Source organism: Pseudomonas sp. A-R-19 (assembly GCF_019956575.1).
GTDB lineage: Bacteria > Pseudomonadota > Gammaproteobacteria > Pseudomonadales > Pseudomonadaceae > Aquipseudomonas.
The window spans coordinates 1-15,337 of sequence record NZ_JAHBDR010000070.1 but is presented as its reverse complement, the minus strand read 5'-3'; the positions used below and the strand labels follow the sequence as shown (position 1 = coordinate 15,337).

Here is a 15,337-nt window from a genome sequence, read left to right as displayed (position 1 = left end):
GCGTTTTCATGGGCCAGGTCCCACGCTCACAGAGAGATCAGCCATGTTCCGCAAACTGCAGCAGTTCGTCAGATTGTTCAGCCAGAGCGCCCGATTGATGGTCGGCGTTCCCGAATACGACAACTACGTGGCGCAAATGGCCCGCAACCGTCCGGGTGAGCCGGTCATGAGCTATGAGGTGTTTTTCCGCGAGCGCCAGGAAGCGCGATTTGGTCGGGGCAAGTGCAATACGCGGTGCTGTTGACCCGAGAGTTACCTCAGAAATCCAGATCGATGACGAAGGCCGCATCGAAATCAGGATTTTCATTGATGCCGTTCTTGGCATAGCCCCGGGGGTTGCAGACCACGCGGGTGTTGCCCACCCGATAATCGAAGCTGCCGTGGGTGTGGCCATGCAGCCACAGTGTCGGCTGCCAATGTTTGATACGTGCTTCGAGGTCCGAGACAAAGCTTGAGTTGATCGGCGAACCGGCAAAGGTCGGGCTGATGCTCGACCGGGTCGGGGCGAAATGAGAGATCACTACCGTAGGTGTGCTGTTGTCGCGGGTGAAGCAGTCTTCCAGCCAGGCGACCGTTTGCAGAAAAATCATCTGGGAAATCGCCGGCGTGAACAGGTCGGGGAAATCGGGGGCGATCCTGATGTGGCTGAAGTCTCGGATCAGTTGGGTCGCCAGGTCGATGCCCAGCGTCCGATCCTCGGGGCTGTCGAGCAGGCGGTAGTCGGACCACAAGGTGCAGCCGAGAAAACGTACGCCATTGTGGACGTACTCCGAACGTTCCAGAACGTGGATCCGGGTGCCTTGCGCCAGGCTGTTCAACTGTTCGTAGGTGGAGACCAGGTCGCTGCCATAAAACTCGTGATTGCCCGCCACGTACAACAGTGGAACCGGACACGCACTGGCCCACTCGATGGCCTTGGCCGGCCGGGCGATGTCCCCGGCGAGCACGACGATATCGGCCTCCACGGCGGGGAAAGGGACCGCGTTGACGGACAGGTGCATGTCGGACAGCAAGGCGATGCGCATGGGTCGACTCCGGCGTGTCTTGAAGGGCAGACCGTTCAAATTACCCGTTGATAACCTGTTGTCACAAGCCTGCTCCCACAGTTTTGATCTTCAGTGAATGCCAATCCTGCGGCCGGCCACAATCCCTGTGGGAGCGGGCTTGCTCGCGAAAGCGGTGGGTCAGGCGCCATTCATTCTGGATGTGATGGCCCCATCGCTGGCAAGCCAGCTCCTACAGGTTTGCTGGCATCGCTTTTGTAGGAGCCGGCTTGCTGGCGATGCAGGCGCCACGGTCTGCCAGACAGGCCTTTACTTCAAGTACCACCCCCAAGGCTGGTCACTGACGTACTCAGTCACCTGCTTGACCTCCAGGTAATTGTGCAGCCCCCATTGCCCCAGCTCCCGGCCGATGCCGCTATGTTTCATGCCGCCCCAGGGCGCTTCGACGAAGGTCGGTTGCGAGCAGTTGACCCAGACGATCCCGGCGCGCAGTTGGTTGGCGACCCGGGTGGTGCGTTGCAGGTCCGCGCTCATCACCGCAGCAGCCAGGCCGAACCGGCTGGCGTTGGCCATTTGCACCGCTTGTTCTTCGGTCTTGAAGCGCTTGATGCACAGCACCGGGCCGAACACTTCCTCGCGCCACAGAATGCTGCTGTGCCCCGGCTCATCGAAAATCGCCGGCTCGACAAAGTAACCTTCGCGCAAGTGCGCCGGGCGTCGTCCGCCGGTGAGCAAGCGGGCGCCGCTGGCCAGGCCTTGGTCGATGAAACCGAGCACCTTGTCGTACTGGCCCTGGCTGACCAGCGGACCGAGCAGAACCCCGTGCTGCATACCGGGGCCGATGCTGATCTTGCGGGTTTCTTCCACCAACCGCTCGATCAGGCGCGGGGCGATGCTTTCCTGCACCAGCAGGCGTGAGGTGGCGCTGCACACCTGGCCCTGGTTCCAGAAAATCCCGAACAGAATCCACTCCACGGCGGCCTCGACATCAGCATCATCAAACACGATGAAGGCCGACTTTCCGCCCAGTTCAAGGCTGATGTTCTTGATGTCCCGCGCCGCCGCCGACATGATTTTCGCCCCGGTGGGCACGCTGCCGGTGAAGGCCAGCTTGTCCACGCCCGGGTGTTCTGTGAGCGGGCTGCCGGCGTCAGCGCCAAGGCCGGTGATCACGTTCAACACCCCGGCCGGCAAGCCGATACGATCGGCGGCAGCCGCCAGTTCCAGGGCGGTCAGCGGCGTCAGCTCGGACGGTTTCAACACCACGGTGGCCCCGGCGGCCAAGGCTGGCGCGACCTTCCACGCGGCCATCAGCAGCGGATAGTTCCAGGGGATGATCTGCCCGGCCACGCCAATCGGTTCGTGGCGGATGCGGCAACGGAAACGCTCATCCGGCAAGGCCAGCGGCTGATCCTGCTGCTGGTCCAGATCGCGGGCCAGACCGGCGTAGTAACGGAAGCAGGCGATGGCATCGCCGATGTCCCACTGCGCCTCTGGCAAGGGTTTGCCGTTGTCGCGCACTTCCAGTTCCGAGAGTGCCTGTTTGCCGGTTTCCAGTTCATCGGCCAATGCCTCCAGCCACTGCGCGCGCTCGGCGCCGCTGGTCTGGCCCCAGCCATTGTCGAAGGCGCGACGGGCCGCACGCACGGCATGATCGACGTCTTCTTCAGTGCCGGCCGCCACCCGGTGGAAGACCTGTTCGGTCGCGGGGTCGATCACGTCCAGATAGCCACCCAGGTCCGGGCTGACCCATTCGCCGTTGATGTAGAGCTGATCACGCATGGTGCGACTCCTGGACGCCGGTGCGGCGGTTTTGCAGATGGCGGGAAGTGAACAGCAGGGCCAGCGACACGCAGATGATCACCGTGGAAATCGCGTTGATCTCCGGCGTCACGCCGCGGCGGATGGAGGAAAAGATGTAGATTGGCAGCGTCGTTTCGGAGCCGGCGACGAAAAACGCGATGATGAAATCGTCGAAGCTGAAGGTGAAGGCCAGCAGGAACCCGGCCATGATCGCCGGGCTGATCTGCGGCAGGGTCACCCGCCAGAAGGTGTCCATCGGTGGCGCGTACAGGTCCGCCGAGGCTTCCAGCAGGGCCTTGTCCAGCGAATCGACGCGGCTGCCCACGATCACCATGACCAGGGCCATGGTAAACAGCGAGTGCGCGGCGATCACCGTGAAGAACCCCATGTTCAACTTCGGCACCGTCGGCAGCCAGCTTGCCAGCAGCGGATTGATCAGGTCGAACAGGCTGATAAAGGCGATCAGTGTCGAGATGCCGATGACGATGCCCGGCACGATGATCGCGCAATAGGTCAGTGCATCGAACAGCAGGCGCACTTTGGCGCCACAGCGCTGCAAACCGAACACCGCGAGGGTGCCGAACAACGTGGCAATCACCGCCGAACTGAAAGCGATCAGCGCACTGTTGCCCAGGGCTTCCATGATGAACGGGTTGCCGAACGCGGTGCCGAACCATTGCACCGAGCAGCACTGGAACGCCAGGCCACTGCGCCCGGCGTTGAAGCTGAACAGCACGATCAAGGCAATCGGCGCATAGAGGAACAGGTACAGCGAAGTCGAATAGCTGCGCAGCCACATGTCACAGGCCTCCGTCGGCAGGGCGGCCGCCGTAGCGCGCCACCAGTTTCAGATACACGCCGATGATCAGCAGCATCATCGCCACCAGCGTCATGGCCAGCGCACTGCCGAACGGCCAGTTGCGCGATTGCAGGAACAGGTCGACCAGCGCGTTGCCGACAAAGAACACCTTGCCGCCGCCGAGAATGGCCGGGATCAGGAACTCGCCCATCAGCAGGATGAACACCAGCATTACCCCGGTGATGATCCCCGGCGCGGACAACGGCAAGGTGATCCGGCGGAAGCTTTCGAAGGCGCTGGCACCCAGGTCCGCCGAGGCTTCGAGCAGGCGCTTGTCGAGTTTTTCCAGGCTGACGTAGATCGGGAACACCATCAGCGGCAGATAGCCGTAGACGATGCCGATCAGCACCGCCCACGGCGTGTTGATCAATCGCACATCCTCCAGACCCAGGCTGGCCAGCAGCGCCGGGATGCCTTTGCCGCTGAGGATGAAAATCCACGCATAGGTGCGGATCAGGAAACTGGTCCAGAACGGCACGATCACCAGCGTCAGCAGCAGCGAGCGATTCCTGCTGACCTTGACCGCAAGAAAGTACGCCAGCGGATACGCCGCCACCAGGCATACCAGGGTGCCCAGCGGCGCGAGCATCAGCGTGTTGCTGAACGCCGCGCCGCGAGAGCCGAGGTTCAGGTAGTTGGCCAGGGTGAAGCCACCGGCGTAACCACCCACGGCGCTGCGCTCGCCGAAACTGAAAACCATGATGATCACCAGCGGCATCAACAACAGCAGCAGGAACCACAGGGTCGAAGGCAAGAGCATCAGCAGGGTGATGCGTCGGCCGAGGCTGCGCCGCTGGCGAACCTCGACCGCCAGGGCATGGCCCGGCTGCACCGTTTGCGGGTGGGCGGCGGCATTCATGGGTGACTCCTCATTGGCCATGGTCAGGCGATCAGGCGGACTTGAAACGCGCCATCAGTTCGGCGCGCGCCGGGCTGGTCAGCGTCGCGGCGGCACCGAACTCCAGCGGGCTCAGGGCCTCGGCGGCCGGGTACATGATCGGATCGTCGAGCATCGCCACCGGCAGCAGCGCGTCGACACGCTTGTCGCCGCTCGGGTAACCGTGGCTCAGCACTTCCAGCTTGTTGTGCTGCGGGTCGAGCAGGTAGTTGATGAAGGCGTAGGCGGCGTCCTTGTGCTCCGAGCTTTTCGGAATCGCGAAGAAGTCGCTCCACAGCTCGCCACCTTCCTTGCCCAGTTCGAACTGCATTTGCGCGTTGTCGCGGTGCAGTTGCGAGGCGTCGCCGGTCCACGACATCGCCAGCCAGGCATCGCCGCTGCGCATCGACGGCTGGATGTCGGAGTTGATCGCGAACAGGTGCGGCTTGACCTCGATCAGCAGCTTTTCCGCGTCGGCCAGTTCTTTCGGATCAAGGGAGTTGAAGCTGTAGCCGAAGCTTTTCAGGGCGTTGCCGATGGCGGTCAACTGGTAGTCGTGAACCATCGTGCGGCCACTGGCGGGGCCTTGGGCGGCGGCCCAGAACTCCTTCCAGCTGGTCGGGCCGTTTTTCAGTTTGCCGGTGTCGTAGAGCATGCCGGTGGTGCCCCAGTTTTTCGGCACCGCGTAGACCTTGCCGTCCACCGTGCCCTGGGCCATGAACTTCTGCTGGAACGCCGAGGCGTCGAAGTTGGGAATGCGCGACAGGTCCAGCGGTTCGATCAGCCCCAAGCCGACGTAGGTGCTGATGGTGTAGTTGGTCGGCACCAGCACGTCCCAGCCACTGCCGCCGGCCTGCAGTTTAGCGAGCATTTCTTCGTTGGAACCAAACACGCTCATCGACACCCGGGCGCCGGTGGTCTTGGCGAAAGCGTCGAGGTTTTCCTGGCTGTGGTAGTTCGGCCAGGTCGCCAGCGACAGGCGATCACCCAGCTTGGCCTGTTCGGCAGCCTCTGCGCTGGAGGTCAGCAGGCCGGGCATGTTGGTCGCGACCACGGCGGCGGCAATCCCAAGGCCGGTGCGGCCAAGGAACTCGCGGCGGCTGATCGAGCCGTTCTGCCAGCTGCGCAGGGTTTTTATAAAAGTCTTCTGGTCCATAGCACGCTCCACATCCGGTTGATGAAACGAATCGATGATTTACAACGCCATGGCCAAGCCATTGGCGTGATCCCAGCCGACGCGAACCGCTGCGCCGTGTTCGAATGCATTGGCGCCGTGATCCTGCTGGCGCGGCACCCGCACGCAGACCACGCCGAAGGCCTGGGTGCGCACGCGGTATTCGGTGGAGTTGCCCAGGTAGATGCGGTCTTCGACGCAGCCCGGCAGCTTCACTTCGCGGCTCAACTCGGCATTGGCGCCGGCGATGCTGATCAGCTCCGGGCGCACCGCGATGCACCCGGCGGCGTTGGCGCTCAGGCCCTTGCCGGTAGGGGTGAGGGGGCTGGTCAGCTCCAGACCCTGCTCGGTACGCAGCACCACCGAATTGCCGTTGAGCTGGCGCACGGTGCCGTCGAACAGGTTGGACTCGCCGATGAAGTCAGCCACGTAGCGACTGGCCGGGGCTTCGTAGAGTTGCTCCGGGGTGGCGGTCTGGATGATCGATCCGTTGTGCATCACGCTGATGCTGTCGCTCATCGACAGGGCTTCTTCCTGGTCGTGGGTGACCAGCACGAAGGTGATGCCGACCTCGCGCTGCAAACGCAGCAATTCCGATTGCATCTCCTTGCGCAGTTTGCGATCCAGCGCGGCCAGGGGCTCGTCGAGCAGCAACACCGTCGGCTTGTTGACCAGTGCGCGGGCGAGGGCGACACGCTGTTGCTGGCCGCCGGACAGTTCACTCGGCTTGCGCTGGCCGAAGCCGCTCAGGCGCACCATCTCCAGCGCCTCATCGGCCATGCGCAGTTGCTGTTTCTTGTCCGGGCGCGGGGTGCGATAGCGCAGGCCGTAGGCAATGTTCTGCGCCACGGTCAAATGCGGGAACAGCGCGTAATGCTGGAACACCATGTTCACCGGCCGCTCGAAAGCCGGCACACCAGCCACGTTTTTACCGGCCAGACGCACCTCGCCGCTGGTGGGCTGTTCGAAGCCGGCGATCATGCGCAGGGTGGTGGTCTTGCCACAGCCCGAACCACCGAGAAAGGAATGAAACGAGCCACGCCGCACCGCAAAATCCAGACCACTGACGGCCTGCACCTCGCCATAGCGTTTGACCACATTGCAGAATTCGATATCGCTTGGCGGGGTGTTGTTCACGAGGCGGGCTCCCTTGCAGTGATGAATCAGTGCGTCGGGGGCCAAACTAGCAATGGGGGTTTTGCGGTGTATATATCCCTTGGGGGATAGGAGGGGAGTCGTTGAGGTGTTTCAGTAGACGTATGGCATAACGATCATTGATAAACCCCATGCTCAATCCGGTTCAGATAATTTTCTACCTTCTGGAATCCATGCAAATTGCCGATCAGTTCCAGCGGGATTTGGTCGTCTAAATACTTGCAAGGTTTCTTCAGCCAGTCCTCGGCCAATTGCTGGCTGCCAAACACGTTGACGGCGTGCTCCAAGGTTTGGGCATGTCGGACTGTTTTTTTCTGCTGGTTTAGATGCACCGATTCAGGCTCCTTTGCCATCTCAAGTTCTTGCCAGGAGCTGCAAAATAAACCTTGCACTTGCGCAGGCCAACCCTAAAAACACGTCGGATATTTCCTGCTTCTTCGTGAGTGCTTTCAACGAAAACAAGACACGGGAGTCCTCCTTCAGGCGTACGTGTTTAAGCGCTGTCAGCGTTACTTCCCGCAAGCTACAACACCTTGCGTCGTTGCCTACAGGTACGCCAGAATCCGCCGGCTTGCGCGCCTTGGGGCTGGGTTTTATCGTTTGCCGGTCGCTGGAAAACAACAGTGATCGGGTTTGGTAGCCCGGTGTAACAAGGTGCAATGCGTCACTATCAGCAGCGTTTTTCTGCTCTGCTACATGGTGGCCATGCACAGGGCGCCTTCGGGCGCGCCGGTTTCCTTGTACCCGGTCTACCAACCTGCGTATGGCCACCACCCAACGTTTGGTAGCGTGAGAGTGATGGCTCCTTTTTACGGTACAAGGAGTTTCACTATGTTCAAAGTCACACCCAATCCCCCGGACACTGATCCGGCATCTCCGTACGAAAGTCTCGACCTCAACCCCGGCCCCCACATCATGGCGACGCCGCGCAAGCCTGGCACGATGTTCATTGTCAATCCTGAACTCAACACTGAAACCTTGCTGGTGCATGCCTGTGAATCACTGGCGTCGGCCAATGTCATGGCCAACGATCTGGTGGATCATCTGGAAGGGTCGAGTCGCAATGCGCTGTTGGGCATCGCGCAGGTGATCATGCTGGGTGAACTGGCGGTAAACCGCGCACTAGATCAACTAGACCCACCAGGGTAGCCGCGACCTGAGCTGCCGAAAGCTGTGACCTTTTCTAGATTTGCTCGGGATTGCCGAGAATCAAGACCAATGGATCGAAGCCTGCGGCAGCTCAGATAGTTGAAGTCGATGATGTCGAACAGTCGGCTCTTGATCGGCCCCTTGTCTTCAGCGTTGGCCATGGGGCGGTAGCGTTCGAGTTGCGTTGCGTTGCGTTGAATTGGCGGATGTTGCTGAAGAACGAGGCGAGGGCATGTCGAGGCGTGCCGTGGTCGTAGATGATGTCGTAGCCTTCCCAGGACCATGGGCTGAGCCATGGTGTGACACCGACTTCTTCGCGCACCCAGCCGTCGAGCAGGTTGTTGTCCGCGTCGTGCAGCAGGCCGTCCAGGCGATACCAGGTGCGGGCGTTGTGGCTCGGGCTGGCCGGCACCTGGATTTTTCGGTCGGCCGGCAGAGCATCCAGCACACTTTTGGGGAGCAACAGGTCGGCGGCGCTGAGCGGGCTGGAGGCACTCGCCATCTGCAGGCGGGCGGCAGTGGTATTGTCTTCATGAGTCACCACGGCCGTGCCCTTGGCCAGCTTCAGCCAGGTCTTGTCTTTATCTGGCAGGCGCTGAGCCCAGGCACGACTGGCCTCGATGAAAATATCGACGTCATCGCCACTGAACACTTCCAGGTGCAGTTTCTCTTCCGGGTGCTCGGCACGGCATTCGTGATATCGACCGATATGGCCTATCAGATTCCCGGCCTTGATTGGCACCGGCTGGTCGAGCACCACCACCTAATCCGTCAACGCTGCCGGCTCACCCTGCAACGAAGCGGCCAGCACGCCTTGGAGCGACGCAAAATTCAAGTGTTGATTGGCGCCCGATTTGTGGTAATTGACTTCTCCGCTTAGCTTGGCTTTCGCGCCAGTCGACAGTTTTGCGAGGATGTCGCTGTGAAAACTTCGTAAAGCACTAGTTGTCATTCAGATTTCGTCTTAAGAACTCACGCTGAATGTTGTCCAGATTGAAGGTGTTGTTCTCAATTATAGTGCGATAGTCTTTTTTGTTATTAGCGTCAGGCGGGTCGCAAATTAGAAGATTGTCAAATGAGGACGCGGGAGAATCTGCAAATTTCAAGATACCTTCCACATATTTTTTTGCTCTAGGAATCTCAGCGGTTAAGTGAAATTCAGGATAGAGTTGGTTTTCCCACCTGCCATCCCGCGTAAACGTGCCACCGCAAAATTCACCAGTTTCTCTTGCCATAATGCAACCACTGCGTAAATCCACCAGCTCGCAGTAGGCGACCTCGTGGTGTATTACTGAGCCGTTTGAGGTTTCTACTTCGCCGGATTCGATTTGGCTCAGTAACACGAAATTACCGTCTGGTGACAATTCGGGGGGATCTATTTTTTCAAATGTCCCACCATTGTCTATTTCTCCACGAAGTTCTCGTATGGTTTTGTCGTTGTTAAGTATCGTCAGGGTGCGATATCGTTTGCCAATCGGGTCGCTATACTGAAGACGCTCAATGCACGATGTTTTTTTTACTTCGATACATTCAGCTGAAGCGTATCCAAAGTTTCCGGGGTTAAGCGAAATTGCTAGTAATATTACGAGGCAGCGTTTCATGATTTATACTTCAGGCTTCTATAGTGAAGATTCGCACCAGTCATCAATGAAAAACAATAGCATTAATGATGGGGCGAAATTGTTGTTTGTACTAACTGTCTTTTCATGGCGTCTTGGAGTTTCAATTCACGAGTGCAGTATTATCGATATTTAGTTAGCATTACTGATTGTCGATAAATAAATATCGATGATTTTCACTGTCATATCTGTAATCCGAAAAAATATCGGATTTAGTGCTGTGGCAGTTAAGTCGAACCTGCGAGTGCTCCTTTTTACTTTCGATATTCTGATATGTGCTGGTCATGAAGAATCCAAAATCACATCCGTGTAACTGTGGATTGAAAGTCTGCACGATCTCTCCGGTAGTTTTGTCTATGATATTTGCTTTGTTTATATAAGCTCCGCTTTCATCTTCTTGGTAAATACCAATAAAGCCATGTGCGGAAGTTTGACCCCGGAAAGGAATTTCGATTTTTTCTGTAGTGATTTTCTGCTTGCGTTCGCTATCGAATAAACTGGTGTGTTTTAATAGTACTTCGTAGCTTTTTTTTCGCCTTGCCAGACACCGACAAGATCATCTCCTTTTTTTTGTCAATTTGAACGAACAGGAATGCATGTTAAATTCGTCATTTCGCCCTAGATTCAGGTATGTTTCATATTCTTTATTGTTGTGAATCTCACATAGCTCAATCGATGATGAATTGTATCGCCCGTACAAAGGGATTGAAGCGAGATGCTTGTCATAATAATAGCTCCCCTTATATTTTGATCACTGCCATAATCGTCGTATTTCTGAAGAGAGATATGAATCTGATAAGGTCCAATGCTGCCTTTGTAATTGTCAATTACATACCAGTCCGCGCGAATATTAATTGATGTTAATAGAAAAGTTATCGCAATAAGCGAGTTTCTGCCTCTCGGAAAAAGGCGTAGAGTGTCTGATGTTTAAAGGTAAGCAGATTTTTGGGTATGTTGCTCAGTTTCGCGAAGAAAAAAGCCTGTTGTTTTTCTATTGGATAAGCCATTTTTCTCTTCGTATTCTTTCGAGGTTTTCTCGGCGTTCGGAATAGCATTGCTTACTTAACGCCCATCGCAATTCTCGAGATCACTACACTTCAACCAGCCTTCGGTCACTGCCGCTCCCGAATATCTAAATTCAATCCAGTCCCTGTCGTCATTGTCTTTGAGGAAGTCAAGCAGTGTGACTTCGTCTCCTTGAGTTAAATATTTTTTTGTATGTTTTGAAGTTTCTGGCGAGGAAAAAATAACGGCTCTAGCTGATGAAATTGTAGCGCTCAATGGCATTCTTCGTTCATGGTCAAGGCTATCGGAGACCAAAAGCCGAGTAACTGAACCGTCCGAGTGATACACCTTTCTCTTTATTTCTCCACATCCTACACAACTATCTAGGATTTCAAGTTTCACTATTCCATCTCTAATGCGATATACATACTCGCTCCATGTCGAACCGTACCTATAGGATCCAAGGATGTAACCGTTTTCAATTTTGAAATTACACAAAGCCCCATCGCCGAAGTCCATTTCAGTTAAGGAGTTACTGTCGGTCCTGTAATGCAGTACCTTGGAGCAAGTATTCACGTCTCCTCCTTCCAGACGAAAAATCACCTCTCCTATTCCATCGCCATTTATATCCTCAATATAAACATCGCTATATAGCCCTTCGATTTGCCTTGTGAAATCGGCAGGCAATGGCAACGAATAAGAGTTTTCTTGTAGGGAAACCGAAATGGCAAGAGGGGTACGAGCATCAATTTTTATAACAGGTAGAGATGACTCTGCGCTAACCTCAAAAGAAAAAAAGCAAAATACTAATGAAAATCCAGTAGTCGATATCAATTTCATGATGCTCATCTATTCAGTTCCCACTCGTCTCTAATTGCTTCGTATATTTTTACTCGCTCATGCAGTCCATTATCACCACCATTTACCGCCAACGTAACGAGCCTGACGTTATCCGGTTCGTTATCTATCAGAATATTAATATCCCCGCGTGCATTGTGCCTTCTGCTAACCGCCCCGTTGTGCCGCCAATACCAACACGAGACATCAATGGCATTAAACATGTTCTCGGCAATTAAGTTCGGCGAGCGTACAAAGTCAACTCCTCTGTAACTCGAGTAGGCCACATAATTGTTTTTCCAAGTGAGCTGGATTAGACCTTTTCCTTTATATCTAGGACCATCACCGATTTCTGTATTCCCGCTGGCTACAGCATTGACATGCCTGCCAGGGTCGTACTGCTCACCTGACGCAAATTCGACAGTCGTTTCAAAGGCAGCAGATTCGTGAAAACACTGAGCAATAAAATGTGCTTGTTGGTGCGGGCTTATAATTTTATATCTCTCAAGAGCTTTATTTAAACTAGCAACAAACTCATGCTTATCATGTTTATATATTAATGGATGTCTCGCCTTAAATTCATCAATAAAGGTGCGTCCACCTCCTCGTCCAGTAAACCAATTACCAGATTTCCCCGTGACTTTTTCTAACAGTTCGACTGTAATTCTTCGATCAGTAGTTTTGAACAACCCACTCACCCCCACCGGATGAAAGTGATACACCTTCCCCCATGACGGCAACCCCACTTTCTCCGCCACCTCGCTCCACCAACTTATCTGCTTGATCCGCTGTTTCTCCGCCAACCAGTTCAAATGCGGCGTCGAGCCGCTATGGCCGAGCAACTCATCCAGCGCGTCCCACTTCTGTGACTGGTGATACCACTCGCTTTCCTTGTGGATGATCAGTTGCGAGATCGATTGCGCATGGGCCGGCAGGCTGATGGCTGCCTGCAGCTCTTCGGCGGTCATTTTGCCGTCGCGGTTGCGGTCGATGATGTCGAACAGTCGGCTCTTGACCGGTCCCTTGTCTTCAGCGTCGGCCATGGGGCGGTAGTGTTCGAGTTGCGTTTCGTTGAATTGGCGGATGTTGCTGAAGAACGAGGCGAGGGCATGTCGGGGCGTGCCGTGGTCGTAGATGATGTCGTAGCCTTCCCAGGACCATGGGCTGAGCCATGGTGTGACACCGACTTCTTCGCGCACCCAGCCGTCGAGCAGGTTGTTGTCCGCGTCGTGTAGCAGCCCGTCCAGGCGATACCAGGTGCGGGCGTTGTGGCTCGGGCTGGCCGGCACCTGGATTTTTCGGTCAGCCGGCAGAGCATCCAGCACACTTTTGGGGAGCAACAGGTCGGCGGCGCTGAGTGGGCTGGAGACACTCGACATCTGCAGGCGAGCGGGTGTGGCATATTCTTCATGAGGCACGACCGCGGTGCCCTTGGCCAGCTTCAGCCAGGTCTTGTCTTTATCCGGCAGACGCTTGGCCCAGGCACGACTGGCCTCGATGAAAATATCGACGTCATCGCCACTGAACACTTCCAGGTGCAGTTTCTCTTCCGGGTGCTCGGCACGGCATTCGTGATATCGACCGAAATGGCCTATCAGATTCCCGGCCTTGATTGGCACCGGCTGGTCGAGCACCACCACCTGATCCGTCAACGCTGCCGGTTCACCCTGCAACGACGCGGCCAGCACGTACTGGCTGATGCTTTCCAGCTTGCGGAACTCGCCTTCACCACTGATGGTGATTTCTGTTCCTTGCCTCAATATGAGCAAATCACGACCGTTGAGATCGAAGCGGGACCGAACATTCGTATGGTCACCGGAAGAACTGACCCGATAGGTCGCGCCGCTGACGTGTTCCAGGTTGCGGAAGGCAACATAGCCTTGCAGAGAGCCATCGGCGTTACACAGTGAAGCCGGGCCCCGGGAGTGTTCCAGCTTGCGGTATTTGCCCTCGCCACTGACCACCACCGGCGTGCCGGGTGGCAGCAGGTCGAGGTGAAGCATATGGCCGCCTTCAGCCGGTTTGGTGAGCACTATCAACCCTTTGGGTGTCGAGGTGCCTACGCGAGTGTTGGAGACGTCCGCTCTGACCCTTAGATTACGTTCTGGCCAAAAGGCTGGACGTTGCAGCGCAGCGTCTGCTTCATAACTCGCCCAATCCCGCAGGTGCATGTACAGGCTGTAGAACGTCAGGCTGGGTGGGGTGTCCGGGCTGCCTTCGATTTTCGGCGGCTGAAGGCGGTGACGCACCAGCACGAAGTTGCGCGAGAATGGCTTCTCAACGGACTGTTTGTTGACGATGTAGGGTGTGGTCGGCGAATGGGTGTCGATGCGGTACGCCACCACTTCACCGTCGGCCAGGCACTGCACGCTGGATTGATCCAGGGGGCCGGCGGTGCCGCTGTCAAAATGCACGCCGCCGTGCCAGAGACCGTTTCGACCCAATGGGTAGAAGCCCGCTTTCGCCCTGGCCATGTGGGTCAGTTGCATCAGCGGGTCGCGTTTGTCCTTGAACGGATGGCTCCAGTTTTTCAACGGTTGCAGTGCTTCACGCTCTGGTTCTGGCGTTGGGGCTGCTTGAGTCGGCCGTGGTTGGGCGGGAGTAACGGGGGGCTCTGATTGTGGGTGGCGGTCAAACGCCTGAGTCCCAAAAAACCTAACAAGTAAATCGCGCATGATGTGTTTTCACTCCTTGAATGGCACAGGGGTCAGCCTGAGAAATCCGTAAGTCCCAGGGACTCATGGTCGTGCTCGGTCAATGGGGATAGCTGAGGTATTTCGAGTATTTGTTTCGCTGCACCGCTGTACTCGAAGTGCGCCGACTTGACCTTGTGATCGCCGGCCGTACCCGATTCGATGCCGCTCGCTTCCAGGTTGAGGTAGCTGCCGCCGCCGTTGAGGACGATTTTCTTTTTCGCTGTGATGTGGATTTCGTCTTCGGTGCTGGTGATGTCCAGGCCGTGCCGGGCGATCAGCTCCAGTTTGTCGTTCTGCGCCTGCACACTCACCGGACCCTGGTTGGCGATCAGCTTGAGGCCGAGCTTGCGTACGAACAGGCTCACCCCCTGGCCGACACCGATGAACAGGCGCTTGACCACGCTGAGGTCGGCTTCGCCACCGGCGTTGAGCATCAGGTTGTCCTTGGCCGCCAGTTGCAGGTGCTGGCCGCTGGTGAGGCCGATGCCTTGCGGGGCGCTGAGCAGCAGGACCTGGGACTTGAGCTGTTCCAGGTCCTGGCGCAACAGGTTTATCTGCGCGGCCACGTCCGCTGGGTCGGCGTTAGCGGTTTGGGCGTCGGTCGAGAGCTGTTGCAGCTGTTCACCGGCCTGTTGCAAACGGGCCACGGCGGCGTCCATGTCCAGCACCGCGCCCTGCGCCTTGGGCTGCGCGTCGGCACTGATGAATACGCCTTTGCCTGCACGCAAACTGCCCCAATCATCCGTCCTCAGCTCAAACCCTTCCCCCCGCTTCTTCCGCTGGCCATCCACCAGATGCCCCAGATTCAACTGGCTCTTGCCCCCATACTCGGTACTGAGCTTGACGTGCTCCTGCCCCCGCGTATCGTCCAGGCGCAACTTGTTGTTGGCCGGCGTACGCAGCACGTTGCGATGGTCATTGCGTTGGGTCACCAGGTCCGGGTGCTGGTCATCGTGCAGGGCGTGGGCGATGTAGGGGCGGTCCGGGTCGCCTTGTTCGAAGGCGATGGCCACTTCGGTGCCGGCGATCAGCGGCAGGTGCAGGCCGTAGGTGTCGCCGGCGTAGGCGCGGGCCTGGCGCAGCCATTTGCTTTCGCGGCCGGCGGGCCAGGTGTCGCGGTCGAAGAGGAACTTGACCCGGTAGCGCCCTTGCATGTCGA

The 15,337-nt window shown here is 57.0% G+C and carries 14 protein-coding genes; 2 read left to right on the top strand and 12 right to left on the bottom strand.

Annotation, left to right across the window (positions count from 1 at the left end; translation table 11 throughout):
• The first annotated feature begins 43 nt into the window (after positions 1-43).
• Positions 44-244, top strand: a complete 201-nt coding sequence (locus KGA88_RS19890; protein ID WP_007992067.1) for a YbdD/YjiX family protein — start codon at positions 44-46, stop codon at positions 242-244.
• 13 nt (positions 245-257) lie between these two features.
• Here the strand turns inward: KGA88_RS19890 and KGA88_RS19885 are convergent, their stop codons facing one another.
• From KGA88_RS19885 to KGA88_RS19855, 7 genes are all read right to left on the bottom strand, one after another.
• Positions 258-1,025, bottom strand: a complete 768-nt coding sequence (locus KGA88_RS19885; protein ID WP_223593776.1) for a metallophosphoesterase — start codon at positions 1,023-1,025, stop codon at positions 258-260.
• Positions 1,026-1,313: 288 nt separating this feature from the next.
• On the bottom strand, positions 1,314-2,786 hold the full coding sequence (locus tag KGA88_RS19880) for an aldehyde dehydrogenase family protein (RefSeq protein WP_223593767.1): 1,473 nt from the start codon (positions 2,784-2,786) through the stop codon (positions 1,314-1,316).
• Entirely contained in the window at positions 2,779-3,606 is an 828-nt protein-coding gene (locus KGA88_RS19875; RefSeq protein WP_223593765.1) for an ABC transporter permease, read from the bottom strand. Before KGA88_RS19875 ends, KGA88_RS19880 begins: the two co-directional genes overlap by 8 nt.
• 1 nt (position 3,607) lies before the next feature.
• Complete coding sequence (locus KGA88_RS19870) at positions 3,608-4,525, bottom strand: ABC transporter permease (RefSeq protein ID WP_110659222.1); 918 nt, start codon at positions 4,523-4,525, stop codon at positions 3,608-3,610.
• A 31-nt stretch (positions 4,526-4,556) separates the two neighbouring features.
• Positions 4,557-5,699: a PotD/PotF family extracellular solute-binding protein gene (locus tag KGA88_RS19865; protein WP_110659221.1), complete on the bottom strand. Its 1,143-nt coding sequence runs from the start codon at positions 5,697-5,699 to the stop codon at positions 4,557-4,559.
• Positions 5,700-5,738: 39 nt separating this feature from the next.
• Complete coding sequence (locus tag KGA88_RS19860; RefSeq protein ID WP_110659220.1) at positions 5,739-6,854, bottom strand: ABC transporter ATP-binding protein; 1,116 nt, start codon at positions 6,852-6,854, stop codon at positions 5,739-5,741.
• Positions 6,855-6,988: 134 nt separating this feature from the next.
• Positions 6,989-7,225 (bottom strand): MbcA/ParS/Xre antitoxin family protein, encoded by a 237-nt coding sequence (locus KGA88_RS19855; RefSeq protein WP_223593763.1) that lies wholly within the window; start codon positions 7,223-7,225, stop codon positions 6,989-6,991.
• Positions 7,226-7,703: 478 nt separating this feature from the next.
• On the opposite strand from KGA88_RS19855, the gene KGA88_RS19850 reads away from it, so the two are divergent.
• A complete protein-coding gene (locus tag KGA88_RS19850; RefSeq protein WP_223593761.1) occupies positions 7,704-8,021 on the top strand; it encodes a DUF6124 family protein in 318 nt (105 codons plus the stop codon).
• 91 nt (positions 8,022-8,112) lie between these two features.
• Here KGA88_RS19850 and KGA88_RS19845 read toward each other — a convergent pair whose 3' ends face one another.
• The 5 genes from KGA88_RS19845 to KGA88_RS19825 form a co-directional block, all read right to left on the bottom strand.
• Positions 8,113-8,781: a hypothetical protein gene (locus tag KGA88_RS19845; RefSeq protein ID WP_223593753.1), complete on the bottom strand. Its 669-nt coding sequence runs from the start codon at positions 8,779-8,781 to the stop codon at positions 8,113-8,115.
• Positions 8,782-8,962: 181 nt separating this feature from the next.
• Positions 8,963-9,622 (bottom strand): hypothetical protein, encoded by a 660-nt coding sequence (locus tag KGA88_RS19840; RefSeq protein ID WP_223593751.1) that lies wholly within the window; start codon positions 9,620-9,622, stop codon positions 8,963-8,965.
• 1,080 nt (positions 9,623-10,702) lie between these two features.
• Positions 10,703-11,494 (bottom strand): hypothetical protein, encoded by a 792-nt coding sequence (locus KGA88_RS19835; RefSeq protein WP_223593749.1) that lies wholly within the window; start codon positions 11,492-11,494, stop codon positions 10,703-10,705.
• Positions 11,491-14,157, bottom strand: a complete 2,667-nt coding sequence (locus KGA88_RS19830) for a glycoside hydrolase family 19 protein (protein WP_223593746.1) — start codon at positions 14,155-14,157, stop codon at positions 11,491-11,493. Before KGA88_RS19830 ends, KGA88_RS19835 begins: the two co-directional genes overlap by 4 nt.
• 32 nt (positions 14,158-14,189) lie before the next feature.
• On the bottom strand, positions 14,190-15,337 hold a 1,148-nt coding region (locus tag KGA88_RS19825; protein WP_223593744.1), incomplete at its 5' end, for a DUF2345 domain-containing protein.

Coding starts and splice junctions, on each gene's coding strand:
- KGA88_RS19850 (WP_223593761.1), top strand. CDS start 7,704: ATGTTCAAAGTCACACCCAATCCCCCGGACACTGATCCGGCATCTCCG.
- KGA88_RS19840 (WP_223593751.1), bottom strand. CDS start 9,622: ATGAAACGCTGCCTCGTAATATTACTAGCAATTTCGCTTAACCCCGGA.
- KGA88_RS19880 (WP_223593767.1), bottom strand. CDS start 2,786: ATGCGTGATCAGCTCTACATCAACGGCGAATGGGTCAGCCCGGACCTG.
- KGA88_RS19885 (WP_223593776.1), bottom strand. CDS start 1,025: ATGCGCATCGCCTTGCTGTCCGACATGCACCTGTCCGTCAACGCGGTC.
- KGA88_RS19865 (WP_110659221.1), bottom strand. CDS start 5,699: ATGGACCAGAAGACTTTTATAAAAACCCTGCGCAGCTGGCAGAACGGC.
- KGA88_RS19890 (WP_007992067.1), top strand. CDS start 44: ATGTTCCGCAAACTGCAGCAGTTCGTCAGATTGTTCAGCCAGAGCGCC.
- KGA88_RS19875 (WP_223593765.1), bottom strand. CDS start 3,606: ATGTGGCTGCGCAGCTATTCGACTTCGCTGTACCTGTTCCTCTATGCG.
- KGA88_RS19855 (WP_223593763.1), bottom strand. CDS start 7,225: ATGGCAAAGGAGCCTGAATCGGTGCATCTAAACCAGCAGAAAAAAACA.
- KGA88_RS19830 (WP_223593746.1), bottom strand. CDS start 14,157: ATGCGCGATTTACTTGTTAGGTTTTTTGGGACTCAGGCGTTTGACCGC.
- KGA88_RS19835 (WP_223593749.1), bottom strand. CDS start 11,494: ATGAGCATCATGAAATTGATATCGACTACTGGATTTTCATTAGTATTT.
- KGA88_RS19870 (WP_110659222.1), bottom strand. CDS start 4,525: ATGAATGCCGCCGCCCACCCGCAAACGGTGCAGCCGGGCCATGCCCTG.